The 25,924-nt window shown below is 70.2% G+C and carries 21 protein-coding genes; 11 read left to right on the top strand and 10 right to left on the bottom strand.

Annotation, left to right across the window (positions count from 1 at the left end):
* Positions 1 to 487: 487 nt before the first annotated feature.
* On the bottom strand, positions 488 to 1,279 hold the full coding sequence (locus L324_RS10155) for a hypothetical protein (RefSeq protein WP_037305968.1): 792 nt from the start codon (positions 1,277 to 1,279) through the stop codon (positions 488 to 490).
* Positions 1,280 to 1,711: 432 nt separating this feature from the next.
* On the opposite strand from L324_RS10155, the gene L324_RS10150 reads away from it, so the two are divergent.
* The 4 genes from L324_RS10150 to L324_RS10135 all read left to right on the top strand — a co-directional run bounded on the left by L324_RS10150 (position 1,712) and on the right by L324_RS10135 (position 9,599).
* On the top strand, positions 1,712 to 2,302 hold the full coding sequence (locus tag L324_RS10150; RefSeq protein ID WP_037305967.1) for a DinB family protein: 591 nt from the start codon (positions 1,712 to 1,714) through the stop codon (positions 2,300 to 2,302).
* Between the two features lie 600 nt (positions 2,303 to 2,902).
* Positions 2,903 to 4,171, top strand: coding sequence for an aspartate kinase (locus L324_RS10145; protein WP_081736275.1), 1,269 nt, complete (start codon positions 2,903 to 2,905; stop codon positions 4,169 to 4,171).
* Entirely contained in the window at positions 4,168 to 8,232 is a 4,065-nt protein-coding gene (locus L324_RS10140) for a Pls/PosA family non-ribosomal peptide synthetase (RefSeq protein WP_037305900.1), read from the top strand. The genes L324_RS10145 and L324_RS10140 overlap by 4 nt, the downstream gene beginning before the upstream one ends.
* Positions 8,229 to 9,599, top strand: a complete 1,371-nt coding sequence (locus L324_RS10135) for an aspartate aminotransferase family protein (protein WP_037305897.1) — start codon at positions 8,229 to 8,231, stop codon at positions 9,597 to 9,599. Before L324_RS10140 ends, L324_RS10135 begins: the two co-directional genes overlap by 4 nt.
* Positions 9,600 to 9,605: 6 nt before the next feature.
* Here L324_RS10135 and L324_RS10130 read toward each other — a convergent pair whose 3' ends face one another.
* Positions 9,606 to 10,403, bottom strand: coding sequence for a class I SAM-dependent methyltransferase (locus L324_RS10130; protein WP_037305895.1), 798 nt, complete (start codon positions 10,401 to 10,403; stop codon positions 9,606 to 9,608).
* A gap of 81 nt (positions 10,404 to 10,484) precedes the next feature.
* Entirely contained in the window at positions 10,485 to 10,715 is a 231-nt protein-coding gene (locus L324_RS10125) for a hypothetical protein (RefSeq protein ID WP_037305894.1), read from the bottom strand.
* Between the two features lie 107 nt (positions 10,716 to 10,822).
* On the opposite strand from L324_RS10125, the gene L324_RS10120 reads away from it, so the two are divergent.
* A complete protein-coding gene (locus tag L324_RS10120) occupies positions 10,823 to 12,169 on the top strand; it encodes an FAD-binding protein (RefSeq protein WP_037305892.1) in 1,347 nt (448 codons plus the stop codon).
* 15 nt (positions 12,170 to 12,184) lie between these two features.
* On the opposite strand, the gene L324_RS10115 is transcribed toward L324_RS10120, so the two are convergent.
* The 5 genes from L324_RS10115 to hypF form a co-directional block, all read right to left on the bottom strand.
* The gene (locus tag L324_RS10115) at positions 12,185 to 13,147 is read right to left on the bottom strand and encodes a DUF3048 domain-containing protein (protein ID WP_037305887.1); all 963 of its coding nucleotides are present in this window, start codon (positions 13,145 to 13,147) and stop codon (positions 12,185 to 12,187) included.
* Between the two features lie 66 nt (positions 13,148 to 13,213).
* Positions 13,214 to 14,263, bottom strand: a complete 1,050-nt coding sequence (hypE, locus tag L324_RS10110; RefSeq protein ID WP_037305885.1) for a hydrogenase expression/formation protein HypE — start codon at positions 14,261 to 14,263, stop codon at positions 13,214 to 13,216.
* On the bottom strand, positions 14,260 to 15,384 hold the full coding sequence (gene hypD / locus L324_RS10105) for a hydrogenase formation protein HypD (RefSeq protein ID WP_037305884.1): 1,125 nt from the start codon (positions 15,382 to 15,384) through the stop codon (positions 14,260 to 14,262). Before hypD ends, hypE begins: the two co-directional genes overlap by 4 nt.
* Complete coding sequence (locus L324_RS10100; protein ID WP_037305883.1) at positions 15,381 to 15,650, bottom strand: HypC/HybG/HupF family hydrogenase formation chaperone; 270 nt, start codon at positions 15,648 to 15,650, stop codon at positions 15,381 to 15,383. The genes hypD and L324_RS10100 overlap by 4 nt, the downstream gene beginning before the upstream one ends.
* A 4-nt stretch (positions 15,651 to 15,654) precedes the next feature.
* Complete coding sequence (hypF, locus tag L324_RS10095) at positions 15,655 to 17,970, bottom strand: carbamoyltransferase HypF (protein WP_037305882.1); 2,316 nt, start codon at positions 17,968 to 17,970, stop codon at positions 15,655 to 15,657.
* A gap of 193 nt (positions 17,971 to 18,163) precedes the next feature.
* Here hypF and L324_RS10090 point away from each other — a divergent pair, with 193 nt between their 5' ends.
* The 6 genes from L324_RS10090 to L324_RS10065 all read left to right on the top strand — a co-directional run bounded on the left by L324_RS10090 (position 18,164) and on the right by L324_RS10065 (position 23,571).
* Positions 18,164 to 19,273 carry a 4Fe-4S dicluster domain-containing protein gene (locus L324_RS10090; protein WP_235783477.1) on the top strand — a complete coding sequence of 370 codons (1,110 nt, stop codon included), beginning with the start codon at positions 18,164 to 18,166 and terminating at the stop codon, positions 19,271 to 19,273.
* Positions 19,270 to 20,118, top strand: coding sequence for an FAD/NAD(P)-binding protein (locus L324_RS10085; protein ID WP_051173819.1), 849 nt, complete (start codon positions 19,270 to 19,272; stop codon positions 20,116 to 20,118). The genes L324_RS10090 and L324_RS10085 overlap by 4 nt, the downstream gene beginning before the upstream one ends.
* Entirely contained in the window at positions 20,118 to 20,879 is a 762-nt protein-coding gene (locus L324_RS10080; RefSeq protein ID WP_037305879.1) for an NADH-quinone oxidoreductase subunit B family protein, read from the top strand. The genes L324_RS10085 and L324_RS10080 overlap by 1 nt, the downstream gene beginning before the upstream one ends.
* On the top strand, positions 20,876 to 22,168 hold the full coding sequence (locus L324_RS10075) for a Ni/Fe hydrogenase subunit alpha (protein ID WP_037305877.1): 1,293 nt from the start codon (positions 20,876 to 20,878) through the stop codon (positions 22,166 to 22,168). The genes L324_RS10080 and L324_RS10075 overlap by 4 nt, the downstream gene beginning before the upstream one ends.
* A complete protein-coding gene (locus L324_RS10070; protein ID WP_037305876.1) occupies positions 22,165 to 22,635 on the top strand; it encodes a hydrogenase maturation protease in 471 nt (156 codons plus the stop codon). Before L324_RS10075 ends, L324_RS10070 begins: the two co-directional genes overlap by 4 nt.
* Positions 22,636 to 22,758: 123 nt before the next feature.
* Positions 22,759 to 23,571, top strand: coding sequence for a universal stress protein (locus L324_RS10065; RefSeq protein WP_063624586.1), 813 nt, complete (start codon positions 22,759 to 22,761; stop codon positions 23,569 to 23,571).
* On the opposite strand, the gene L324_RS10060 is transcribed toward L324_RS10065, so the two are convergent.
* Complete coding sequence (locus L324_RS10060; protein ID WP_037305875.1) at positions 23,564 to 24,499, bottom strand: galactose-1-phosphate uridylyltransferase; 936 nt, start codon at positions 24,497 to 24,499, stop codon at positions 23,564 to 23,566. The genes L324_RS10065 and L324_RS10060 overlap by 8 nt on opposite strands.
* Positions 24,496 to 25,923: a glycosyltransferase gene (locus L324_RS10055; protein WP_037305874.1), complete on the bottom strand. Its 1,428-nt coding sequence runs from the start codon at positions 25,921 to 25,923 to the stop codon at positions 24,496 to 24,498. Before L324_RS10055 ends, L324_RS10060 begins: the two co-directional genes overlap by 4 nt.
* Position 25,924: the final 1 nt, after the last annotated feature.

Raw genomic sequence — 25,924 nt, 5'->3', positions numbered from 1 at the left:
GACACGCGGGCCGAATCCACCAACAAGAGGAATGTATTTTTCACGCTTAACTTAGCGGCATTGGGCCACAAGGGGCGATGGCTTCGTTGGGATCTCCTTGCCTTTGCCAGGCGCTGTAGAAGTTCGAGTAGTCGTAGCTGCCGGTCGGGGTCTGGTACTTGCAGCGGGCCACCGCCCGGAACTGCGTGCCCCGTGCAGACGTGTAACAGTAGGCCTTGGCCCCGTTTCCGTCCTGCGATGCCCTGCAATAGGGCGGAGGGGCCGCGGATGCCGGTGGCGCTACGGCGATGGACAGCCCGACGCTCGCCAGTGTTGCGGCGAGCATGATCTTCGCGGTCCGAGATTTCATCGAAGCCCCCAAATCCAGTTGTGCCCCAATGCCCGAACAGGTGGTCCGGACCCCTGGAGTGTGACACATCTGATTAAGTTGTCACAACCCCTCGGTGTTCGGGAGCCAGACCTCGCCACGCAAGGTCTGTGGCCGGGCTTACCGTCGGAACCAGCGACGCCGTTTCACCGCGTTTTCCGCGGGGTCGGCCGGCTGGAGTCCCAGTCTTCCGGTCAGGAAGAAGGTCCCGCTCACGATGTTGCCGCGCGCGGGTGGTCGCTCGAGGCCGGTGGTCGCGACAGCGACGTCAAGTTCGATCGCGGCGATGGTGCGGACCCGGATTCGGTGGAACGCGGTGCCGGTCACGGTGTTCACGGGGGTCTCGACCTCGATGACCTCTCCGGCGAACAGCGCGTGGGCGGAGGGCGTCCAGTCGCGCGACGATTCTTCGAGCGGGAAAGCCCCGGAGGGGATGAAGTGGTCGGGGGCGAACTTCAGTTCGTCGTCGTCCTGCGAAGCGTCATAGGCCTCGGCATCGGCGTGCACGGTGACCTCTTCGGCGAGAGCCGACAGCACCAGGGAGCCGGTCTCGAGCCGTCCGCCGGAGTGGGCGAGGACCGCTCGGTCTTCCAGCTCCACCGCGATGGGACAGACCAGCTCCCCGTCGACGCCGTCGAGGAGTTCGAGCATCGCGGTCTCGGCATCGACGAGCCGAACGTCGCGCACCGGTACCGCGGGCGCCGTGCCCGCCAGGCACGGCAGGAGGAAGTCGAGCTTGCCGCCGCGGACCTGGGCGATCAGCCGGGCGCCAGAGGGATCGGTCCAGACATGCTCGGTGACCTTCTTCGTGATCTGCCGGGCCGTGCCCTCGCTGATCAGGGAGATCACCTTCTCCTCGAACTCCTCCTGGCCGGCGATGCCGATACCGATCGCCTCGAAGTGGCTGGCCACGATCACTCTCCCTGCTCCCGCTGTCCGCTGTCCGCTGTCCGCTGAAGATTACTTGTCTGGCCGACCTGGAATACGTCGAGGAGCCGCGTCCGTCGGGCGAGGAGCTGGCCAGCGTCCGGTACGCGCTGGAGTGTGCCGAGGCCTGCGGTCTGGGCACGATGTCGTTGCTGGCCGGGGATGTCTGCCGCAGTTGCTGTCGCCTGCCGGTGCCGCTTCAGGTGCCGGGACCGGTCGGGTCCGCGCACACCTTCCGATGTCATGAGGGGTCCCCATAGGACGAAATTCGTCCTATGGGGACCTTTCATGACACGCCGCCGCGGGCAAAGGGCAGCCGCAGTGCTTCCGCAGGGTGGTGGCCGTGCGGAGCCGATGCCCCATCCAGTCCGCGGAAGTCGCCGCGTCCGTCGGGCGAATTGGGGCATGCTCGTGAGCATGATCGATGATTTCGCGAAGGAGTACCTGCACGGCGACCTCCGGGAGATCCGTGAGGCGATGATCCGGAAGCTCGACGGGCTGTCCGAGTACGACATCCGTCGTCCCTTGACCTCGACCGGCACCAACCTTCTCGGTCTGGTCAAGCACCTGTCACTGTGGGAGTCCCGGTACTTCGGCGAGGTCTTCGGCCGGCCCTTCCCCGAGCCCGCTCCCCGGTGGGACGATCCCGGACAGCGCGGTGCCGACCTGTGGGCGACCGAACACGAAACGCGCGAAGAGATCATCAGCCGCTACCGGCGCGTCTGCGAACACTCCGACGCGACCATCGACGCCCTCGCCATCGACTCGCCCGGTCACGTGCCCTGGTGGCCGCGTCCTGACGTGAAGCTGTTCAACGTCATGGTCCATATTCTCACCGAGACCAACCGGCACGCCGGGCACGCCGACATCCTGCGCGAACACCTGGACGGCCGGGTCGAGATGGATGAGGCGGGCATGACCCGGAGGGGTGAGGACGCGGCGTTCTGGGAGCGGCGGCGGGCGGAAATCGAGCGGGCGGCCAAAGCCGCCGGTCCGGCCACGGCCTGACCGTCGTCACGACCGCGCGGGACCACCGGATCCCGCTGTCGCAGGGCTCCAGGCCGCCCGCGAACCCGCCACGGTGGCGGCCGGCGTCCATAATGGACAGCCGGCCGCTTCAGGCCGACGCCCCGGCGTGACAAAGCACCGTGTCCTCTTTACGTACTCCGGGAAGAAATGCCGGGTTTCGACCTTCGGTGCATCCTGGCTCCTTTGACGGTTTCCGGACAGGTAAAAGGATCTCGTAAATTCCGGCGTGTGCGGTAATTAGTTCCGTTTTGTCACGCACTCGTTTCCTCGGATTTCGAAATGACTGTGAATTTGTCATTCTTCTGACCTACTTCCTACGAACTCGGCTGTTTGCAGCTATAACATCGCCCGCTGTCGCAGGGTTATGGCCTGCGAGGAACGGACGACCGGTCTTTCGTGCTTATGGAGGTACCAGTGGAAACTCGCCCGCACTACTTTTCAAACCTGTCGCCTCATGAGGACGCCTTGCCCGGCAAGAGGTTCCGCGCCCCGTCGTATGTCCGGCCGTGATCGCGGTGATTTGCGACGGGCTGATTGTCCGAATGCGAAAACGGCCGGCGTGTCGATCTACTAAGGAAAATGGTGAATTCTTCCCCGAGTCTCGATGTCAGCATGCACCGACCTTTACCGAAGGCGCGCAGCGAGGGGCTGGTCATACGAAAATACGGTGGCTCGTCGCTGGCCACGCCGGGAATGGTGAACGACGTGGCCGAGGAGGTGGCCGGGATCGCCGCGGCGGGAACGCGGATGGTCCTGGTCGTGTCGGCGATGGGGGACACCACCGACCGGCTGATCGCCTTGGCCGGGGAGTTCGCCGAACCACCCGCTCCACGGGAGCTCGACCAGCTGATGGCCACCGGGGAACAGGTCTCCGCGGCGGTGCTCGCCATGGCGCTGACCGAGCGCGGGATCGAAGCCGTCTCGCTGTCCGGCGACCAGGCGGGGATCGAGGTGAGCGGTGAACCGGGAGCGGCGGCCATCGTGGGGGTCGATCCAGGCAAGATCGTCGCCTGGCTGCGCTCCGCGCAGGTCGTGGTGGTCGCCGGGTTCCAGGGACGGGACGCCGACGGCGAACTGCTGACGCTGGGCAGGGGCGGTTCCGACACCACCGCGGTGGCGCTCGCGGCCGCGCTCGGCGGCGCCGAATGCGAGATCCTCACCGACGTCCACGGGGTGCGCACGGCCGACCCCAGGATCGTCCCGGACACCCGGCCGGTCCGGACGGTCTCCTACGACACCATGGTCGAACTCGCCGGGCTCGGTGCCCGCGTGCTGCATCCCCGCTCCGTCGAGCTAGCGCGCCGTCACGGGGTGGCGGTGCGGGTGGCGCATTCCTCGGAGTCCGGTCCCTCCACCGTCGTCGCGGCGGGAGAGGCCTCGCTGGAGGGAACTCCCCGCGTCATCGGAATCGCGCACGAACGCGACGTGCGACTGGTCCGGGTCCAGGTCTCGCCCTCCGGCCCGGACCAGTACGCCCGCGTGCTCGCGACACTGGCGGGCAGCGGGGTGAGACCCGAGAACCTGAGCTGGCCCGATCCCGGTGAGCTGCGGTTCACCGTCCGCGGTTCGGAGCCGCTCGGCCCGCCGATCGGCGCACTCGCGATGGAGCTGGAGGCTCGCTCCACGGTTCTGGAGGAACTCGGCTCCGTGTCGGTGGTCGGCACCGCGTTGCTCGATCCGCCCGGCTTCCTGCCGGAGCTGCTGCGGATCCTCGCCGGCCGCCGGGTCACGGTGCCGTCGATGACGACGTCGCAGTCGCGCCTCACCGCCGTGATCCCCGCGGACGCCGTCGACACGACCGTCCGCGCCCTGCACGACTCGTTCGGCTTGGCGGAGGACGCGCGATGAGCCCGTACGGGCAGCCGTCGGGTCAGTTCACCGCCGATGGCCTGGTCCTCACGTGTGACGGCCACGAACAGGGGATTCGCTGGAGCGTCGGCGACCGGCTGGAGCAGTTGTACGAGCGGCTCTGCGACCGGCTGCGTGCCGACGGTCTCGGCGCTCGTCTCGCGGTGGACGCCGGGGGCACGAGGCTCACCTTCGACGGGTTGGACGAGCGGGCCAACCGGCTCGCCCGGCATCTGCGAGCGCACGGGGTGCGGCCCGGCGACCGGATCGGGCTGTTGTTCGACGAACCGGTCCATCCCTACGTCGCGATGCTGGCCGTGCTCAAGGTCAACGCGGCGTATGTGCCGCTGGACGCGGGGTTCCCGGACGACCGGCTCGCCTGGATCGTCCAGGACGCCGGCGTCCGCCTGGTGGTGTCGAATTCCGCCTTACGCGACCGGATCGGGCCGGACGGCGTCGGCGTGATCTGCCTCGACGAGGACTCCGACCGGATCGCCGCGCTGCCGGGCGGACGGCTCAGCGAGGCCGAGAAAGGCACACCGGCGGACGAACTCTGTTACGTCGTCTACACCTCCGGCTCGACCGGCCGCCCGAAAGGGGTGACGATCGACCACGCCTCGATCTGCAACTTCGTCCGGGTCGCCGCCGACGTCTACGGCGTCCAGGGCACCGACCGGGTCTACCAGGGCATGACGATCGCGTTCGACTTCTCGGTCGAGGAGATCTGGGTCCCGTTGCTGAGCGGCGCGACGCTCGTGCCGAAACCCGGCGGTGCCGCCCTCGTCGGCCACGACCTGCTCGAATTCCTGCGGGACAACCGGGTCACCGCGTTGTGCTGTGTCCCGACCTTGCTGGCCAGCCTCGACGAAGATCTGCCCCTGCTGCGCTTCCTCCTGGTGTCCGGTGAAGCGTGCCCCGAAGACCTCGTGCGCCGTTGGCACCGCGCGGACAGGCGATTCCTGAACGTCTACGGCCCGACGGAGGCCACTGTCACCGCGACGTGGTCGGTGCTGCGCCCGGACCGGCCGGTGACCATCGGGGTACCCCTGCCCACCTATTCGGTCGTCATCCTCGATCCGGACGAGCCCAGGGCGCTGGCCGCCGGTGAACCGGGGGAGATCGGCATCGCCGGGATCGGTCTCGCCGGGGGCTACCTGAACCGGCCCGACCTGACCGAGCGCGCGTTCATCCCGGACTTCCTCGGTATCGGCGACAACCCGTCCCGCCGCATCTACCGCACCGGCGACCTGGGCCGGATCACCCCGGACGGGGAGATCGAGTACCACGGCCGCGCCGATACGCAGGTGAAGATCCGCGGCTACCGGGTCGAACTCACCGAGATCGAATCGATCCTGCTGCGGATACCGGGGATCGCCCAGGCGGTGGTCGAGACCCACCAGCCGGAACCCGGCACGACCGAACTCGTCGCCTACTACAGCCTGCGCCGCGACAAGGCGGACCTCGACCCCGCGGACCTGCGTCGCCGCCTGGCGGAACTGCTGCCGGGCTACATGGTGCCCGCCTATCTCGAACGGCTCGACCGCGTCCCGCTGACCCCGGCGGGCAAAGCCGATCGCAAGCATCTGCCGGCGCCCAGCGGCCCGCGACGAGCGGGGAACGATATCGAGTACGTGGCGCCGGCCACCGAGACCGAAACCAACCTGGCGGAGGCGTTGAGCCGGGTACTCGGGATCGAGCGGATCTCCGCGACGGCGCATTTCTTCGACGACTACGGCGCCGATTCCCTGCTGCTGGCCAAGTTCTGTGGCCTGGTCCGCGAGCGCGGGGACGTCGGGCCGCTCTCGGCGAGGGACGTCTACCTCAACCCCACGGTCCGCGGTCTCGCGGAGTCGGTTTCCACCGCCGGCCCGGTCACGGTCGCTCGTGCCGAGAAACCGCGCCGGGCGTCCACCGCGGCGTATGTCCTTTGTGGAGCGTTCCAGCTCCTGGCCTTCCTCGCCTACGCCGCCGGTTCGGGCTGGATCCTCGACACGGGATTCGCCTGGATCGACGCCGCGACAAGCTTCGCCGAGAGCTACGCACGCGCTGTCGGACTCGGGCTCGTCGTCTTCGTCGTTCTCTCCGTGGTGCCGGTCCTGGCGAAGTGGGTGATCGTCGGCCGGTGGAAACCGGGGGAGATCCCGTTGTGGAGTTTCGGCTACCTGCGGTTCTGGACGGTCAAGACGCTGATCCGGTTCAGTCCGCTGATGCTGTTCGTCGGCACGCCGCTCTACTCGTGGTACCTGCGGGCACTCGGTGCGGACATCGGCGAAGGCGCGATGATCCTGTCCCGGAATCCGCCGGTCTGCACCGACCTGCTCCGCGTCGGCGCCGGGGCGGTCATCCGGAAGGACGCCTACTTCTCGTGCTACCGGGCCAGGGCAGGCCGGATCCAGACCGGCCGGGTCACCCTCGGCGCCAACGCCTTCGTCGGTGAAATGACCGTGCTCGACATCGGCACGGCACTCGGCGACGACGCGCAGCTCGGCCATTCGTCGTCCCTGAACACCGGGCAGACGGTCCCCGGCGGGGAACGCTGGCACGGATCGCCCGCGCGACCATCCACTGTGGACTACCGGGCGCTGGCCACGGGAGCGCGGAGCAGGCTCAGGCCGTTCGTCTACTGCTCGTCCAGTCTGTTGCTCCTGCTGCTGGTGACGCTGCCCGTGACGATGGGCGGGGCGGGCATGTTCGCCGATCGCTGGTTCACGACGACGGCGGACTTCACGAGCTGGGAGTTCTACCGCGGCCAGATCGCCGATTCGGCGCTGCTGTACTTCGGCGCCTTGCTCGCCGGACTGGCGGTCGTCCTCACCATCCCCCGCCTGCTCGGGCTGTTCCTCCGGCCGGAAAAGGTGTATCCGCTCTACGGCAGGCATTTCGCGCTCCAGCGGCTGGTCGCCCGGCTGACCAACCTGCGGGCTTTCACCTATCTGTTCGGTGACAGCAGTTACATCGTCCACTACCTGCGTGCGCTGGGGTACGACCTGTCGACGATCCAGCAGACGGGCTCCAACTTCGGGGTCGAGGTCAAACACGAGACCCCGTTCCTCAGCACGGTCGGCACCGGGACGATGGTCTCGGACGGCCTTTCGCTGCTCAACGCGGACTTCTCCGCCTCGTCGTTCCGGTTGCGCAGGACCTCCGTCGCGCCGCAGGCGTTCCTGGGCAACGAGATCGCCTATCCGCCGGGTGCGCGGATCGGCCGGAACTGCCTGCTGGCCACCAAGGTCCTCGTCCCGCTGGACGGGCCGGTCCGGGAGAACGTCGGGCTGCTCGGGTCGCCCGCGTTCGAAATCCCCAGAACCGTCCGCCGGGACACCGGGTTCGAGCACCTCGGGACCGGGGAAGCCCTGCGCCGGGGCCTGCGAGCGAAGAACCGCCACAACACCGCCACGATCCTCCTCTACCTGCTGGTGCACTGGCTGCATCTGCTCGGCGTCCTGCTGATCGGCACCGCGGCCGGTGTCCTGCACGAACGGTCCGGCTCGCTCGCCGTCGGCGGCGGCATCGTGGCGTCGCTGGTGTTCTCGGTCGCGTACCTCATGCTGGCGGAACTCGCCGTACAGGGTTTCCGGGCGCTGCGGCCCCGGTTCTGCTCGATCTACGATCCGGTGTTCTGGCGGCACGAACGGTTCTGGAAGCTCAGTCCCGCCCGCTATCTCGCGTTGTTCAGCGGGACGCCGTTCAAGCCCTTCCTGCTGCGCTGTCTCGGCGTCCGGATCGGCCGCCGCGTCTTCGACGACGGGTGCGCGGTCCCGGAACGGTCCTTGGTGAGCATCGGCGACGACTGCGTGCTCAACCAGCACACCGTCGTGCAGGGGCATTCGCTCGAGGACGGCACGTTCAAATCCGACCGCATCACCATCGGCGCGGGATGCACCCTCGGCACCGGCGCCTTCGTCCACTATGGAGTGACGATGGCGGAGGCGTCGATCGCCGAGGCGGACGCGTTCGTGATGAAGGGCACCGCGGTGCCCGGCGGAACCCGCTGGCACGCCAATCCGGCGGTCGAGTTCGGTACGACACGAGAGATCACCACGACCAGGAGGCTGCCATGACGCACACCCCCACGGCGAGGCCGGTACCGGCGCCTCGCGTCGAGGGCGCACTGCCCGGCCCGCGCTCGGCCGAGTACCTCGAACACCAGCGACAGTGGGAATCCAGCGCGCGAGCGTATCCGCGCCACCTGCCCATCGCGATCGCGGGCGGGCAGGGAAGTTATCTGTGGGACATGGACGGGAACGTCTTCCTCGACTTCCTGGCGGGCGCGGGGGTGCTCTCCCTCGGGCACAATCATCCCGAACTGGTGCACGCGGCAGGCGAACAACTGCACGTGCTCACCCACGGACTGGACTTCCCGACCCCGGCGAAACGCGAGTTCGTCGACGCTCAGCTGTCCATGCTGCCGCCGGAGCTGCGCTCGCGGATGCGTATGCACTTCTGCGGCCCCGGCGGGGCCAACGCGGTGGACGCCGCGATCAAACTCTGCAAGACCGCCACCGGCCGTGGTGACCTGGTGTCCTTCCAGGGCGGGTTCCACGGCTCCAGCCACGCCGCGATGGCGCTGACCGGTCTCGTCGCGCAGAAACGGCCGATCGCCAACGGTGTGCCCGGGGTGCACTTCTTCCCGTACTCCTACTGCGCCCGGTGTCCGGTGGGCCTCTCTCCGGACACCTGCGAGACCAACTGCGTGAGCTTGCTGGAGCGTTCGCTGCGGGACCCCAACGGCGGCATCCCGCTTCCCGCCGCGGTGATCCTGGAGCTGGTGCAAGGCGAGGGCGGGATCATCCCGGCGACCCGGGACTTCGTACGGCGTGTCCGCGCGCTGACCGCGGAGCTGGACATCCCGCTCGTCGTCGACGAGGTACAGACCGGCTGCGGCCGCACCGGGACCTGGTTCGCGTTCGAGCGGTACGGCATCGAACCGGACGTGATCATCGCCTCGAAGGCGCTGAGCGGAGTGGGACTTCCGGTGGCGGTGATCCTCTACGACCGGCGCCTGGACGGCTGGGCGCCCGGTGCGCACACCGGCACGTTCCGGGGCAACCAGGCCGCGTTCGCCGCGGGCGCGGCGGCCGTCCACATCGTGCGGCGCGACGACGTGCTGGGCAACGTCCGGCAGCGTGGGCGGCAGCTCGAACAACGGCTCGCCACCTTGCGCGATCACGTCTGGGTCCGTGAGGTGCGCGGCCTCGGCCTGATGTGGGGGATCGAGCTGAGTGATCCGCGCGACGGCCGCCCGGCGGGCGGCTACGCCCGCGACGTGCAGGCGGACGCGTTGCGGCAAGGACTGATCGTCGAACTCGGCGGCCGCGACGACAGCGTGATCCGGCTGATGCCCCCGCTCACCGTGACCGCCGAGGAGGTCGAAATCGCCTGCGAGATCCTGTTCGGCGCGATCGAGCGCTGTGGCCCGGCACGGTAGGCGGGCTCAGACCGAGGTCGCGCCCTTCCGGCCGCTCACCACGCGCACCCGCACCGGCTCGACGAACGGGGCGTACGGTGACACGGCCACGCTGAGCCGTTCCTCGAACCCCGCGCGCTCGTCCGGTTTCGGCAGCAGATCCTCCGGCATCGCGGAGTACACCGCGCCGACGAGGTGTTCGAGGTCGATCTCGTCCTCGTACTCGACGTCCGTTTCCCCGGTCGTGAACCCGGCCGCCGCCAGACTCGCGCGGTAGCGGTCCTGCTCCTCCTGCTCGGCGCCCCAGGTGCGGACAAGCGGCTTCCCCAGCCAACCGGAGAGGTATTCGCGGAGCGCGTTCGACCACGGGGTGTCGTGCAGCCACATCGGGGCGCCGTTGGTGACCACCGCGACGCCGCCACCCGGCCGCAGCATGGAGTGCAGCGCGGGGAACAGGGTCTCGTGGTCCATCCAGTGCAGCGCCTGCCCGATGGTCACCGCGCCGAGCTTCTCCGCGCCCAGCACCAGTTCCAGCGCGCGGACGTCACTGTCCGCGCCGACCAGCCAGAGCACGTTCGCGACCCCGGCGGCCGCGTTCCTGGCCTGCGCCAGCATGTCGGGCTCCGGGTCCATGCCGACGACCGCCCGCGTCCTGGCGGCGAGCGGCAGGGTCAGCTGACCGGTCCCGCAGCCGAGGTCCAGCACCGTGTCTTCGGTGGTGAGCCCGAATTCGGTGACCAGTGCGTCGAGGACGGCCTCCGGGTAGCCGCGGCGGTAGCGCCGGTAGAACCCGGCGACCTCGCCGCTGAACTTCAGGTTCGTCATGCCGCGATCATGACCGGTGGCATGGTCTTCCGCCCGCGCTTTCGCCGTCGGCGGACAGCTGGACAGGTCTCGGGGACAGGGCTAGTCGTCCGGGCCGCGCAGGGTCAGGACGACCCGGAGCACGTGCTCGACCGCTGCCGGGAACACGGCCCCGCGGAGTTCGCCGCGGCTGACGAGGGTGTGCCCGGCGAAGTCCAGCATCCGGTCTTCGCCGAGGCGGCGGACGGTCAGCGTGGCCACCTCCTCGAGATCGAGGTCGGGATGATCCATCCGGGTCAGCGCGAATTCGATGAGGAGTTGTTCATCCGTCATTTCGCACCTCCGTCTCTCCTCTCGATCTTATCGAGCGGTGAGTCGCACGTGGTTTGTCGCTCACCACGCCGGGGAGTCCGCGGAGGAATCTCCGCTAGCGTGCGGGGATGAGCGACGAGATCTTGCCCGCCATCACGGGAGAGATACTGACCGATGACGCGGCCCTCGACCGGGCCGGAAACGACTGGGGAGATCTGGTGCACGCCAGGCCCAGGCTGGTCGTGCGGCCCGCGTCGGTCATCGATGTCGCCGCGGTGCTCCGGTTCGCCGTCGCGCGGGACATCCCGGTCGCCGCCCGGGGCGCCGGGCACTCGCCGTACGGCCAGGGCCAGGCCCCCGGCGGGATCGTGCTGGACATGACCTCCCTGCCGCCTCGGCGCACGGTCACGGGTGAGGTGGTTTCCGTCGACGCGGGAGCCCGCTGGCGCGACGTCCTCGACGTGACCCTCCCGCGGGGGCTGACACCTCCGGTCCTCACCGACTACCTGGACGTGACCGTCGGCGGCACGCTGGTGATCGGCGGCGTGGGCGGTGCCGCGCACCACCACGGCGTGCAGACCGACACGGTGGTGGAACTGGAAGTGGTCACCGGGACCGGTGACGTGGTCACCTGTTCCCGCGACGACGACCGGGAGTTGTTCGATGCCATGCTCGGCGGGCTGGGCCAGTGCGGGGTGATCACACGAGCCTGCCTGCGGCTGGTGCCTGCTCCGGCACGGGCACGGCGCTGGAAGCTCTACTACGACTCCCTGTCCGCGTTCCTGGCGGACCAGCGTGAGGTCGTCCGGGACGGCCGGTTCGACTATGTGGAGGGCCAGCCCCTTCCCGTCGAGGGCACCTGGCGGTACATGATCGAGGCGGTGGCCTACTACACGCCACCCGCTTCCCCCGACGAGGAGACGCTCCTGAACTCACTGAGCTTCCTGGACGCCGAAACCTCGGACACCACCTACTTCGACTTCCTGAATCGCGTGGCGGAGGCCGAGACGCTGCTCCGCGCGGAAGGCAGCTGGTTCCATCCGCATCCGTGGATCGACACCTTCCTTCCGGACAGCGCGGTCGAGCAGGTCGTGACCGGAACACTCGCCGCCACCGGCGAAGCCGAATTGGGGGCACTGGGGCTGATCCTGCTTTATCCCGTGCGGGCCGACCGGCTGAAGACACCGCTGTTCAAGGTGCCCGACGGCGAACTGGTCTGGCTCTTTTCCTTGTTGCGTACCGGTTCCCCGGTCGATCCGCTGCACAACGCCCGGCTGGTGGGGCTCAACGTGGATCTCTACCGCAAGGTGAGCGCGCTCGGCGGTAAAGCCTATCCGTCGACCGCGGTACCCAGGTCCACCGCGGAGTGGCGGGAACACTTCGGCTCCTCCTGGCCCCTCCTCGCCGAGGCGAAGGCGCGGTACTCGCCGAAGAACCTGCTCAACCCTGGCCAAGGGTTACGGCTCCCGGAATGAGGTCGTGCGGCGGCGTCAGGCCGGGACGAGCAGAATCCACAAAGGACCGTCGGCGACCGGAAGAGGCTGCCCGGACGTCGTGCGGAAGCGGGTCGGCGCCTGCTCGTTCGCGCGTTCCCAGACCGCCGGGAACCGTTTCCCGTCGCGCCAGACCGTCGCCTGGCCACCGCCGATCGTCCGCGCGATGGGGGAGTTGGGGACCGTTCCGGTCTCGCCGCGTTCGCCCAGCCGGACGGCGACCCGCTGTTCCACGACCGTCGCGGTGCCGACCTGGCCGGCCCCGGTGGACGTCAGCGGCGAACCGTCGAGGCTGATGAGCCACCTTCCGGCCTGTGCCGACCAGGTGAAGGCGAAGGACGCCGCGGGGAACCGGATCGTCGCGGCGGAGGCCGGTGCGCCGGCCTCCGGTGCGGGTCCGGCCTCGGGAAGCGCGTTCACCGGAACGGGCTCACTGTCGGGTACCTGTTCCGGGTGCAGGTAGAGGTTGTGCGGCGACGGACGTCCGTCGTCGCGGAAATAGGCGTTCGGGGACTCGGCCGGTGAGCCGTTCACCAGTGAGGCCGAGTGCAGTGACGGCAGGAGTTCCGGTGCCGCGCCCGAGTACGCGAGGGTGGGTTTTCCGTACTGCGTGAGCAGCGTGAGGTCGGTGGCCCGCGCGCTGCGCACGGGGCCGATGACCGTCGGCGGCCGGTTCCAGTACAGCGCCAGCAGCCTGGTCAGTCCGCCCTCGACGGGCTCGACGTAGACGAGGTCGGCGGCGCTCAGCCCGGTCTGCGGCCGCGCCGCCGCCACGTTGTCGATCTTGACGGCCAGCACCGCTCGCCGTTCCGGCGCGGCGGTCTTCTCCGACGTGGCGGTGGTGGCCGGGCCAGGCCCGGATCCGTCCGGCTCGCCGGAGAGTTTCCAGGCGATCAGGACCGCCGCGACGGCGACCACCAGCACTCCGGCCACCGAGGCGACCCACCATGATCTCTTCATGAGAGCGGAACCTTTCTTTGCGGCTCGGCGGCCACTCGGCCGATGAAGACGTCCAGTTCCTCCGGGTCAGCAGATCCTGGGGAGCTGTTCCCCGACCAGCATGTCGACGATCCGGCTCGCGCCGACCAGGGTGCGGGCGGTCACCCGGCCGGGGTCGCCCGTCACGTGCCCGATCACCCGGGCCTCCCGCCCCGCCGGATCGTCGCGCATGGCCGCGAGGACGGCGTCGGCGGACCGCGGCGCGACGAACGCCACCAAACAGCCTTCGTTGGCCACGTGCAGGGGATCGAGCCCGAGCAGTTCGCAGGCCGACGCCACCTGGGCCGGTACCGGCACGTCCGCCTCGATGATCTCCACGCCGACCCGCGACGCCTCGGCCAGTTCGTTGAGCGCGCTCGCCAGGCCGCCGCGGGTGGCGTCGCGCAGCGTGTGGACATCCGCCCCGCCCGCGCCGATCATCGCGGCGACCAGCCCGTGCAGCGGACGGCTGTCGGAGGTGATGGCGGTTTCGAACCCGAGGTCCTCGCGCGCGCTCAGGATCGCCGTCCCGTGTGCCCCGATCGGACCGGACACCAGCACCACGTCACCGGGGACACCGGCGGACGCGGACGGCCAGGCGTCCGGCAGCCGCACCCCGATCCCGGTGGTGGTGAGGTAGACCCCGTCGGCGGCTCCCCGCCCGACGACCTTGGTGTCACCGGTGACGACCGGGATCCCGCAGGCCCGCGCGGCCTCGGCCACCGAGGCGGTGATGGCCCGCAGTTCCGCCATCGGGAAGCCTTCCTCCAGCAGATAGGCCAGGGAGAGCGCGACCGGGCGCGCGCCGCGCATGGCGAGGTCGTTCACCGTGCCGTAGACCGCGAGCGAGCCGATGTCGCCGCCGGGGAAGAACCTCGGGGTGACGACGAAGCCGTCGGTGCTGAACACCACGTCGGTGTCGCCGAGGCCGACGACGGCGGCGTCCTCCAGCGGTCCGGGCGTGTCGAGTTCGGGGGCGATCACCTCGGCCAGCAGTTCCGCCATCAGCCTGCCGCCGGAGCCGTGGCCGAGCAGGACACGCTCCGTTTCGGCCCGGGGTGCGGGACAGGTGGCGCGCAGCGGGTCGATCGTCGTCATCGGGGTACCTCCACAGTGGACGGAGTGGGTGCCGAACGCCGTCTTCCGGCGTGGTGGAACGCGGCGCAGGTCCCCTCGGTGGAGACCATCGGGGCGCCCAGCGGGCGGCGCGGCGTGCAGCGGGTGCCGTAGGCGGCGCAGTCGGTGGGCAGCGCGGTACCGCGCAGGATCGCCCCGGCGATGCAGTCCGGGTGTTCGGTGGCCCGCACGTCCTCGACGGCGAACCGGCGTTCGGCGTCGTGCCCGGCGAATTCGGGGGCCAGCGCGAGCCCGCTGGCCGGGATGGGACCGATACCGCGCCAGGTCCGCCCGGTGACCTGGAAGACCCGGCGGACCGCGTCCCGCGCCGGGGCGTTGCCGGTGCGTTTGACCGCCCTGGCGTACTGATTCTCGACCTCCGCGCGGCCCTCTTCGAGCTGCCGCACCGCCATCACGATGCCTTCCAGCAGATCGAGCGGTTCGAATCCGGTGACCACGATGGGGACCCGGTAGCGCGCGGCGATGGGTTCGTATTCGGTCCAGCCCATCACCGCGCAGACGTGTCCGGCGGCGAGGAAGGCCTGCACCTGGTTGTCGGGCGCGTCCAGGATCGCGGTGATCGCCGGTGGCACCAGCACATGGCTGACCAGCACGGAGAAGTTCGCCACGCCGGTGTCCGCGGCGTGCAGGACGGCCATCGCGTTGGCCGGGGCGGTGGTCTCGAAGCCGACGGCGAAGAACACCACTTCGCGGCCGGGGTTGTCGGCGGCGACGCGCACCGCGTCGAGTGGGCTGTAGACGACCCGGACGTCGCCGCCCCTCGCCTTCACCCCGAGGAGGTCGCCGTGTGTTCCGGGGACGCGGAGCATGTCGCCGTAGCTGGTGAAGATGACGCCGGGCCGGGAGGCGATGGCGACCGCCTTGTCGATGATCTCCAGCGGGGTCACGCAGACCGGGCAGCCGGGACCGTGGATCATCCGTACCCCGGCCGGGAGCAGTTCGTCGATTCCCTGGCGCACCAAGGTATGCGTCTGTCCGCCGCAGACCTCCATGATCGCCCACGGCCGGGTGGCGGTGCCGTTCAGTTCGGCGAGGAGCCGCCGGGCGAGCACGGGATCGCGGTATTCGTCGAGATACTTCACGAGCGGACCTCCGCGTCCGGGCCGAGTTCGGTGGCGAGGGCGTCGGGGATCGCGCGGAGCACGGCGAGTGTCTTCGCCGCTTCGGCCTCGTCGACCTGGCTGATGGCGAAGCCGACGTGCACGATCACGTAGTCACCGATCCCGGCCTCCGGGGTGTAGGCCAGGCACACCGTCCGCCGTATCCCGTCGAAGTCGACGGTCCCGGTCAGCGGCCCGCGCTCGTCCTCGGAGACGGCGACGACGCGGCCGGGGATGCCAAGGCACATCGGTTCACCTCTCGCTCATCGTGGCGGCGGCGATCGCCGCCTGGCCGTAGCTGATCCCGCCGTCGTTCATCGGGATCCGTTCGCCGGCGAAGGCACGCAATCCCGCCTCCGCCAGACCGTCGAGCACCCCGGCCGTCAGGAGGGCGTTCTGGAAGACCCCTCCGCCGAGGCAGACGACGTCGGTGCCGCCGGACTCCGCCGCCCTCACGGCCAACGCGACCACGACCTCGGAGACGGTCCGGTGGAAGCGGGCCGCGACCTCGCCGACCGGACTGTCCAAAGCGGACTCAAGAGCATCGCGCAGGGTCGGATTCGGGTCGTAGACCCAGAGCCCGTCGCGTTCTCGCAGCTTCCAGCGCAGGGGAGGCACCCCGGTGAAACCGGTCGCGGCCGCTTCGAGCCTGGTGGCCGCTTCGCCTTCGTAACCGTTGTCGTCGCAGAGCCCCAGCAGGGCGCTCACCGCGTCGAACAACCGGCCGGCGCTGGACGCCCGGGGAGAGTTGAGCCCCTTCCGGATCATCGCCCGGATGACCGCGACCTCTCGGCCGCTCATCCGGCCGAGCAGGTCTTTTGCCAGGTCTTCGGGTACCGGGTCCTGGGTGCACGGCTCGGCACCGAAGAGATAGCCCAGCGCCATCCGCGCCGGACGGCGGACCGCGGCGGCACCGCCGGGCAGCGGCGCCGTGGCGAACCGGCCGACCCGGCGATAGCCGGTGTAGGTCGCGAGAAGGATCTCCGCGCCCCAGAACGTCCCGTCGTCACCGAGTCCGAGCCCGTCGAGGGCGACGCCGACGAACGGTTCCCGGACGCCGTGTTCCGCCGCGGTCGCGACGACATGGGCGTGATGGTGCTGAACCGCGATCCGCCGGGAGACCGGCCAGCGCCGCGCGAACCGCGTCGACAGGTAGCCGGGATGCAGGTCGTGCGCGCAGAACCGCGGCCGGGCCCCGTGCAGCCGGCAGAGGTCTTCGGCGGCGAGTTCGAACGCGCCGAAGGTTCCGCTGTCCTCCAGGTCGCCGGTGTGCGGTCCGGTGATCGCCGCGGCGCCGAGCGCGAGGGTGCTGGTGTGTTTCAGCTGGGCGCCCAGCGCCAGAACCGGCTCCGGCGCGGGAACCGGCAACGGCAGTGGTTCGGGCGCGTATCCGCGGGCACGGCGCAAGGTGATCGTCCGGTCTCCGAGGACGCGGACGACCGAGTCGTCGTAACGGGACCAGATCGGCCGGTCGTGGTCGAGGCGGCCGTCGGTGATCGGGTCCAATTCGGCGCGTGCGGTGGCGTCGTCGGTGATGATCGGGGTTCCCGCGCGGTTCCCACTGGTCACCACGAGTGGACGGGCGAGTTCGGCGAGCAGGAGGTGGTGCAGTGGCGTGCAGGGCAGGAAGACGCCCACCTCGGTGAGACCGGGGGAGACCGACGCGGCCAACGGCGTCCCGGCGGACTTCGGGAGCAGGACGATCGGTGCGGCGGGGGAGCCGAGCAGCTCGGCCGCGCGATCGTCCACAACGGACACGAGCCGGGCGGTGCGCAGGTCGGGGACCATGACCGCCAAGGGCTTCGACGGGCGGGGTTTGACCAGGCGCAGCCGGTCCACCACCGCCGTGTCCGTCGCGTCGCAGACGAGCTGATAGCCGCCGATGCCCTTCAGCGCGACGATCCCGCCACCGGCGATGACGGCACAGGCCGCGGCCAGGGCCGCGTCACCATGGCGGAGCGTATGCCCGCTGTGCCAGGCCAGCCGGGGACCGCACGCCGGACAGGCGATCGGTTCGGCGTGGAAGCGCCGGTCGGCGGGATCGCGGTACTCGGCCTCGCAGTCCGGGCAGAGCGGGAACCCGCGCATCGCGGTGCGCTCCCGGTCGTACGGCAGGTTTTCGATGATCGTCGCCCGGGGGCCACAGGCGGTGCAGTTGAGGAACGGGTACCGGTACCGGCGGTCCGCGGGATCGAACAGCTCGCGCAGGCAGTCCGCGCAGGTCGCCTGGTCCGGTGGTACCTCGGGGGCGGACGGCCGCCCGGTCACGCTCTCCCGGACATGGAAACCCCGCAGCGCGGGGAGATCCGCGGGCGACTCGTCGACCTCGATCCGGCCGACCTTCGCCGAGGGGGGTGCCGAAGTCCGCAGCAGCTCGACGAACTCGCGCAGGGGACCGCCGGGACCGGCGGCGTGGATGACCACCGTGCCGGCGTCGTTGCGGACATCGCCGTCGAGGCCGAGGCGGACGGCGAGCCGGTGCACGAACGGCCGGAACCCCACGCCCTGCACGGTGCCGTGCACCTCGATCCGGGCACTTCTCCGGCCCGGCTCCGCCTCGATGTCCATCCTCGCCCCCTGGAGTGCTCCTAGCCACCTTCGCTCCCTGCCGGCCGCGGGAGACAGTGCTGGAAGGGCCCACGCGGCGGAGACTTTGGTCCCGGTGATCCCCACGAGGGACGTCGGACCGGCCCGGCCGGTGCCCTTCGGCCCTAGGTCCCGTTCGCGCCGCTCGGTTCAGTGGAGGACGGAGGTGGTCGCCGTGGTGACCGAAGACACCGCCGTACTGGACCGGTCGCGACTGGACCGGCTGGTCGAGGTCCTGATCGGCGAGGGCTATGTCGTCGTGGGACCGACCGTGCGGGACGGCGCGATCGTGCTCGGCGAACTGGATTCCGCGGCCGCCCTTCCGGCGGGCTGGGGCGTCGAGACCGGGCCTGGACGGTACCGGCTGCGGCGGCGCCGGGACGCGGCGGTCTTCGGGCATTCGGCCGGACCGCAGTCCTGGAAGCAGTTCCTGCACCCGCCGCGGCGCAAGCTTTTCTCCGCCGGTCCGGACGGCGAGTTCCATGCCGAGCCCGAGGACGCCCCGAGGTATGCCTTCCTGGGCGTTCGCGCCTGCGACCTCGCGGCGATCAAGATACTGGACAAGGTTCTCCTGGCGGAGGCGCATCCGGACGGCTCCTACGCCCGGCGGCGACGGCGGCTGCTGGTGATCGCGGCCAACTGCACGGAACCGGGCGAGCTGTGCTTCTGCGCGTCGATGGGCACCGGCCCCGCCGCGGGACCCGGGTACGACCTCGGCCTCACCGAGCGGATCGACGAGGCCGGGCACCGGTTCGTCGTCGACATCGGCAGCGAGGAAGGCGCGCGGGTACTGGCGCTGGCCGGTGGCGGCGCGGCCGATCCGGACGACGTCGCCGCGGCGCGTTCGGAGGTCGCGGAGGCCGCGAACCGGATGGGCCGCGCGATGCCGTCCGGCGATCTGCGGGAGCTGATGAGGGAATCGCGGGAATCGCCGCACTGGGAAGACGTCGCCTCGCGGTGTCTGAGCTGCGCCAACTGCACCATGGTCTGCCCGACCTGTTTCTGCACGACGACCGAGGACGTCACCGACCTGACCGGCGACCACGCGGAACGCTGGCAGCACTGGGCGTCGTGTTTCGAGCTGGACTTCTCCTACGTGCACGGCGGCACCGTCCGCACCAGCACCGAGAGCCGGTACCGGCAATGGATAAGCCACAAGCTCGGCACTTGGCAGGACCAGTTCGGCACTTCCGGCTGTGTCGGGTGCGGACGGTGCGTCGCCTGGTGCCCGGCGGGGATCGACATCACCGAAGAAGCGGCCAAGCTCGCGGCGGTCCGGGAATGAACACCCGGTCGCGACCGGGGACCGACCTGGTGGAGCCGATGCTTCCGGTGCCGTATCGCGTGGCCGAGCGGACGGTGGAGACCCACGACTCGGTCACCCTGCGCCTCGACCCCCTCGGCCGGACACTGTCGCGCGCCCGACCGGGTCAGTTCATGATGCTGTACGCCCGAGGCGTCGGTGAGGTCGCGATCTCCTTGAGCGGGATCTCGGACGGCTCGCTCGGGCACACCGTCCGTGCCGTGGGCGCGGTGAGCCGGGCGTTGCACGACTCACCACGGGGGACCGTGCTGGGAGTACGGGGACCCTTCGGCACCGGCTGGGAGGCCGGGGCCGCCGCGGGGCACGATCTGGTGATTGTCGCGGGCGGCGTCGGGCTGGCTCCGCTGAGGCCCGTGGTGCTCGCCGCGCTGGCGGATCGGACGGACTACCGGCGGGTGATCGTGGTGGCGGGGGCACGGACGCCGGACGAGTTCCTGTTCCGCGCCGAGCTGGACTCGTGGACCGCGCGCGAGGACATGGAGACGACACTGACGATCGACCGGCGGGCGCCGGGCTGGAGCGGTCCGGTCGGTTTCGTCACCGAACCGCTTTCCCGGCTGAAGCTGGATCCTCCCCGCACCAAGGCGTTCCTCTGCGGACCGGAGCCGATGATGCGGTTCTGCGCGGAGGTACTCGCCGGCAAAGGGATCGCGCCTGCCTCGATCAGGGTTTCGTTGGAACGCAACATGAAATGTGGAGCCGGACTGTGCGGGCATTGCCAGCTCGGCCCGCTCCTGCTGTGCCGGGACGGGCCGGTCGTCGACTACGCGGTGGCCGGTCCGCTACTGCGGGTATGGGAGCTGTGATGGGAAAACCGACACTCGCGGTCTGGAAGTTCACCTCCTGCGACGGGTGCCAGCTGACGCTGCTCGACTGCACGGACGAACTCCTGACGCTCGCGGGGGAAGTCAGCATCGCGCAGTTCCTGGAGGCGTCGAGCGAGGTCCTCCCCGGGCCGTACGACATCTCGCTGGTGGAGGGGTCCATCACCACCCCGGACGAGGTGCGCCGGATCAAGCAGGTCCGTGAGCGGTCGAAGGTACTGGTCTCGATCGGCGCGTGCGCGACGGCGGGCGGTATCCAGGCGTTGCGCAACTTCGCCGACGTCCGTGAGTTCACGTCGGTGGTCTACGCGAGTCCTCAGTACATCGACACGCTGGCGACGTCGACGCCGATTTCGGCGCACGTCGAGGTGGACTACGAGCTGCACGGCTGCCCGATCGACCGAGGCCAGCTGCTCGGGACGATCACCGCGCTGCTGGCGGGTCGCGAACCGGACCTTCCCCGCGGCACTGTCTGTGAGGACTGCAAACGGCGGGGCCTGACCTGCGTGATGGTCGCCGACGGAACGCCCTGCCTCGGCCCGGTCACCCGGGCGGGTTGCGGCGCGTTGTGTCCTGCCTTCCGCCGGGGCTGCTTCGGTTGCTTCGGCCCATCGGCGGCGCCGAACACCAAGGCGTTCATCCCGCTGCTGGAGGTGCACGGTCTCACCGGTGACGCCACGGACAAGGTGTTCCGCACGTTCACGACCGGGGCTCCGGAAACCTGGGCGGGTGGTGCCCGATGAGTCATCGCAGCAGGCAGCTCAAGGTCAGCTCCCTGGCCAGGGTGGAGGGCGAAGGCGCGTTGCGGGTGGTCGTCGAGGACGGCCGGGTCGAACGGGCGGAGCTGAACATCTACGAGCCGCCCAGGTTCTTCGAGGCTCTTTTGCGCGGCCGGGCGTACACCGAACCACCGGACATCACCGCGCGGATCTGCGGGATCTGCCCGGTGGCCTACCAGACGAGTGCCTGCAACGCCATCGAGCAGGCCTGCGGTGTCGAACTGGACGAACCGCTCGCCGACCTGCGGAGGCTGCTGTACTGCGGGGAGTGGATCTCGAGCCACGCGCTCCACATCTACCTGCTGCACGCGCCGGATTTCCTCGGCTACCCGGACGCGATAGCCATGGCCGGGGACCACCGTTCCGTCGTCGAACGGGGGCTCGCCTTGAAGAAGGCGGGGAACGCGCTGATGGACCTGATCGGCGGCCGGGCGATCCATCCGGTCAACGTCCGGGTCGGCGGTTTCTACGCGCTGCCGGCCCGTGCCGAGTTGGCCCCGGTGGCGGAACAGCTGAGGCGTGCGCTGGACGACGCGCTCGACACCGTCCGGTGGGCGGCCGGATTCGACTACCCCGAGTACGAACTCGAGCACGAGTTCCTCGCCGTCACCGAACCCGGCCGGTACGCGATCGCGCGCGGGAGCCTCCGGTCGAGCGGTGGCCTTTCGTTCCCGGCGAAGGACTTCCTCACCCATGTCAGCGAGAAGCAGGTCCCGCGTTCGACGGCGCTGCAGGCCACCCTGGACGGTCACCGCTACCTCACCGGCCCGCTCGCCCGCTACGCCCTCGGCTCCGGGCTGCTGTCGGTCACGGCGCGGCAGGCCGCGGCGGAAGCCGGGCTCGGCGCCCAGTGCCGGAACCCGTTCCGCAGCATCCTGGTGCGCGGCGTCGAACTCGTCTACGCCGTCGACGAGGCGCTTCGCCTGATCGAGGGCTACGAGCGCCCGCCGAGGCCGGCCGTCGAAGTCCCGGCACGCGCGGCGGTGGGGCACGGGGTCAGCGAGGCACCGCGCGGAACCCTGTACCACCGTTACGAACTGGACGGCGGGGGAGTGATCCGGTCCGCCACCATCATCCCGCCGACCGCGCAGAACCAGTCGGCGATCGAGGAGGACCTGCGCCGGGTCGCGGGGGCGAACCTCGGACTCGATGACGCCGAACTGACCGGCCTGTGCGAGCGGACCATCCGCAACTACGACCCGTGCATCTCGTGTTCGGCGCATTTCCTCGACCTCACCGTGGAACATCGATGAGCTCCGGGGACGCGGTGGTGATCGGCGTCGGCAACGAGTACCGCCGTGACGACGGTGTGGGCGTCGCGGTGCTGGCGGAGCTGCCGGGGAAGGTGCCGCCGGGTACCCGCCTGGTGCTCTCCGACGGCGAGCCCGCGGGCCTGCTCGACGCCTGGAGCGGCGCCGGGCTCGCCATCGTCGTGGACGCGGTGTACTGCGAACCCTCCACGCCCGGGCGGATCTGGCGGTCCACAGTGGACGGGCTGCCGCCGTCGGTGCGGGCGTCGAGTTCGCACGCGCTGGGCATCCCCGACGCGGTACGGCTGGGCGCCGCCCTCGAGAAGATGCCGGACCGGCTGGTCGTGCTGGCGGTCGAGGCGGCCGACCTCGACCTCGGCACCGGCCTGTCCGGCCCGGTCTCCGCGGCGCTGCCGGAGATCGTGCGGGTCGTGCTGGCGGAGCTGGGATCGAGCGACGGTCCGGGGTGAAGGGGACTTTCCCCTCGTCTCACGCGGCGAAGGGCGCTTTCCCCGCATCGCATGCGGGGAAAGTTCCCTTCGGCTCCGGCCGGTGCTGGTGGTCTCACGAGATCGGGAGAAATGGAACGGGACATGGCGAATCACGAAATCTCGAAAACCCTGCCCGTACTGGCCGGGGTGGACGGCTCACCCCAGGGTGTCGAGGCGGCCCGCTGGGCGGCGGAGGAAGCCGCTGCCCGGAAGGTGCCGCTCGAACTCTTCCACGCCTTCACGCCGATGCCAGGCCACGATCCCGCGCAAGGGTTCGGGGCGCGGTGCCTGCGCGAGGCGGAGTCGGCCGTGCGGGACGCCGTGCCCGGGCTGCCGTTCCGCTGTGCGCTCGAACCCGGCGACCCGGCGGAGCAGCTCATCGAACGATCCGGATCGGCGGCGGTCGTCGCGGTCGGCGCCTGGGGTTTCGGGCGCACCGGCGCGTCGTTCCTCGGGGCGGTGGCGCGCGCGGTGGCGGCGAGGGCGGCCTCGCCGGTGGTCGTGGTGCGCGAGCGGGTGCCCGCTTCCGGTCCGGTGATCGTCGGTGTCGACGACTCACCGGACGGGCGCGCGGCACTGGACTTCGCCTTCTCGGCCGCCGCGGCCCGCGAGTGCCCGCTCGTCCCTGTCCGCGTGTGGTACGACCATGAACAGGAGAAGGCCGACGCCTTGATGCTGACCGGATGTCTCGCCGACCGGACGCCGGTGTGGCCGGACGTCGTGGTCCGGCCGCGGCTGGTCCGCGATCGCCACCGGGCACGGGGGATGCTGGCCGAGGCTGGTGGGGCGCGGCTGATCGTGGTCGGTTCGCACCGTGCGCGGCTGCGGTCCAAGCCGATCCTGGGCATCACCTCTCACGCGCTCCTGGACCTCGCCTCCTGTCCCGTCGCGGTCGTTCCGCCGCCGGTCAGGTAGCCGGTACCGGATCGGCGATCTTCGAGCGCAACGCGGCCGCCGCCTGTTCCGGTGTCGTCGTCACCACGGGGATCCCGGTCGCCAGTTCGAGTCCGGCGGCGACGTCGGCCCTGGGCAGGATCCGGAGCGACCAGGCCAGGAAAGGGGCCTGCTCCCAGCCGGACGGCGCGGTGTCGACGATCAGGTTGTACGCGGGATCGGCGAGTTCGTCGCGGAGCGCTCGGAGCGCGATGCGCAGTACGCGCGCGACACCGCCGAGTTCGTCCGCGGGGACGGTGGCGAAATCGGCGCGGATGCGGCGGGGGAGCACGCGCAGTTCGTACGAGGCGGCCGGCGCGAACGGCGCGAAGACGACGGCATGCTCTCCGGCGTGGACGATCCGGGTTTTCGCCCGCAGTTCTTCGGCGAGGAGATCCGCGGCGAACGTCCGGCCGCGGCGGCCGTGATGTTCGCGGTACCGGTCGAGCCGGTGCCGGATCCCCGGTGACAGCACCGGGAGACCGGCGATCTGGGAATGCGGATGCGGCAGCGATGTCCCGGCCGCCGGGCCGTGGTTGCGGAAGATCACCACTTGCGCCGCCGTCTCACGCAAGGCGATGTGCCGTTGCTGCCACCCGTACAGGACGTCGGCCACCTCGGCGTCGGTCCCGGCCGCGAGGTCCCAGTCGTGGTGCGGGGACTCGATCACCACCTCGTGCCGGTCGGACAGGGCGTAGCGGTTGGGCACCGTGCGGACCCGCCAGGACCGCCCGTCGGCCGAGGGCAATCGCCACGACTCGGGCGGGGTGTCCTCACCGGGGCCTGGGCAGAACGGGCAGTCACCGTCCGGGGCGTGCGGGCGGGCGGCCCGGCCGGGGGCGAGCACGGACCATTCGCCGGTGAGCCGGTCGCGGCGCAGCTCCCCGCCGTGCCACCGTCGGGTTGTCATCGCGGGACTCCCATCGGGGTTCGGGCGAAGATCTCCTGGCAGCGACGGGAACAGAACCGGTAGGTCCGGCCGGCCAGTTCCGTCGAGTGCCCGGATTCGGCGGTGTAGGTGGTCATTCCGCAGACCGGGTCGCGATGGTCTCCGGTGGTCGTGAGTTCGGCGGGGACGCGTCCGGCGCCGATCCCGGCGATGAGGGTCAGCTCGTCGAGCAGCAGGCGGGGCAGGAGGAAATGCCGCCGGACGCGTTCATGTCCGGCCGCCCCCAGCGCCGCCGCCCTCGCCGGATCGGTGAGCAAGGCCCCCAGCGCGTCGGCGCACTGCTCCACGGATCCGACCAGCACTCCGCCCGCGTCGTCCGCGACCTGCAGCGGGATCCCGCCCGCCGCGCCCGCCACGATGGGCGTGCCCTTCCACAGCGCCTCGGAGACCACGAGACCGAACCCTTCGCGGATCGACTTCTGCACCATCACCGTCGAACGCCGCTGGAAGGCGTTGACCTCGATGTTGCCGACACCGGTGAGATTGGTGAACAAGTGGATGTCCGGATCGCCTTCGCTTTCCGCGCTGATCGCGCGGTACACCTCCCACGCCTCCGGATCGTCGAGCGCCATCGAACCGACCAGCGCCAGCTGGATGTCGGGGACGGTGCGCCGCACGATCCTGAACGCCTCGATCACGCCCAGCGGGTCCTTCCACGGGTCGAACCGGGACACCTGGGTGATCAGCGGGCGGTCCGGTTCGATACCGATCCAGTTGAGGACCGCGCGCGTCGTGCGGTCGTCGAGCGACATGTTCTTCGGGCTCAGGGGATCGATCGCGGGCGGGATGATGTCGACCCGGGCGCGATCGAGGTCCGGCGGGACGAACTGGGCCATGGTGAACACCGTCGCGTCGTACGGCGTGAGGAACGGGCGGAGGTAGTCCCAGGCCGCGGGCGCGGGGGACGAGGTGTCGATATGGCAGCGCCAGATCCACGACGCGGCACCACGATCCACAAAGGACAGGACGGCCGAGGGCTGCGGATCGTGGACGAAGACGAAATCGAACCCGGAGAACTGCGGATCGGCGGTGAGCTCCGCGGCGTTCTCGGCCGCTGTCCGCTCGTAGAGCGCCCGATCGGCCGCGGTGATCGGCTCGTCGCCCGCGCCCTGCAACGCGTTGTGCAGTTTCTTCGTGAAGGTGAAGAACGGCGGCTGCCCGCTGATGATCTTCCACGTGGTTTCGATGCCGAGGTCGTTGTACAGCGGCACCGCCGAGCGCAGCAGTTCCGAGACGCCACCGCCGTACGGGGTCGCGCTCAGGTGCAGCACCCGCGCGCCGCGCAGGTCCCGGGCGACCGCCGCGAGCGGTTCCATGATCTGGTCGGGAACGACCGCCCGGTACGCGGAGACGGACAGTTCGCCGACATCCACCGTCTGGAGCACG

The sequence above is a fragment of the Amycolatopsis orientalis DSM 40040 = KCTC 9412 genome, from assembly GCF_000478275.1.
In the GTDB taxonomy this organism is placed as follows: Bacteria; Actinomycetota; Actinomycetes; order Mycobacteriales; family Pseudonocardiaceae; genus Amycolatopsis; species Amycolatopsis orientalis.
This window is presented reverse-complemented; position numbering and strand designations above follow the sequence as displayed.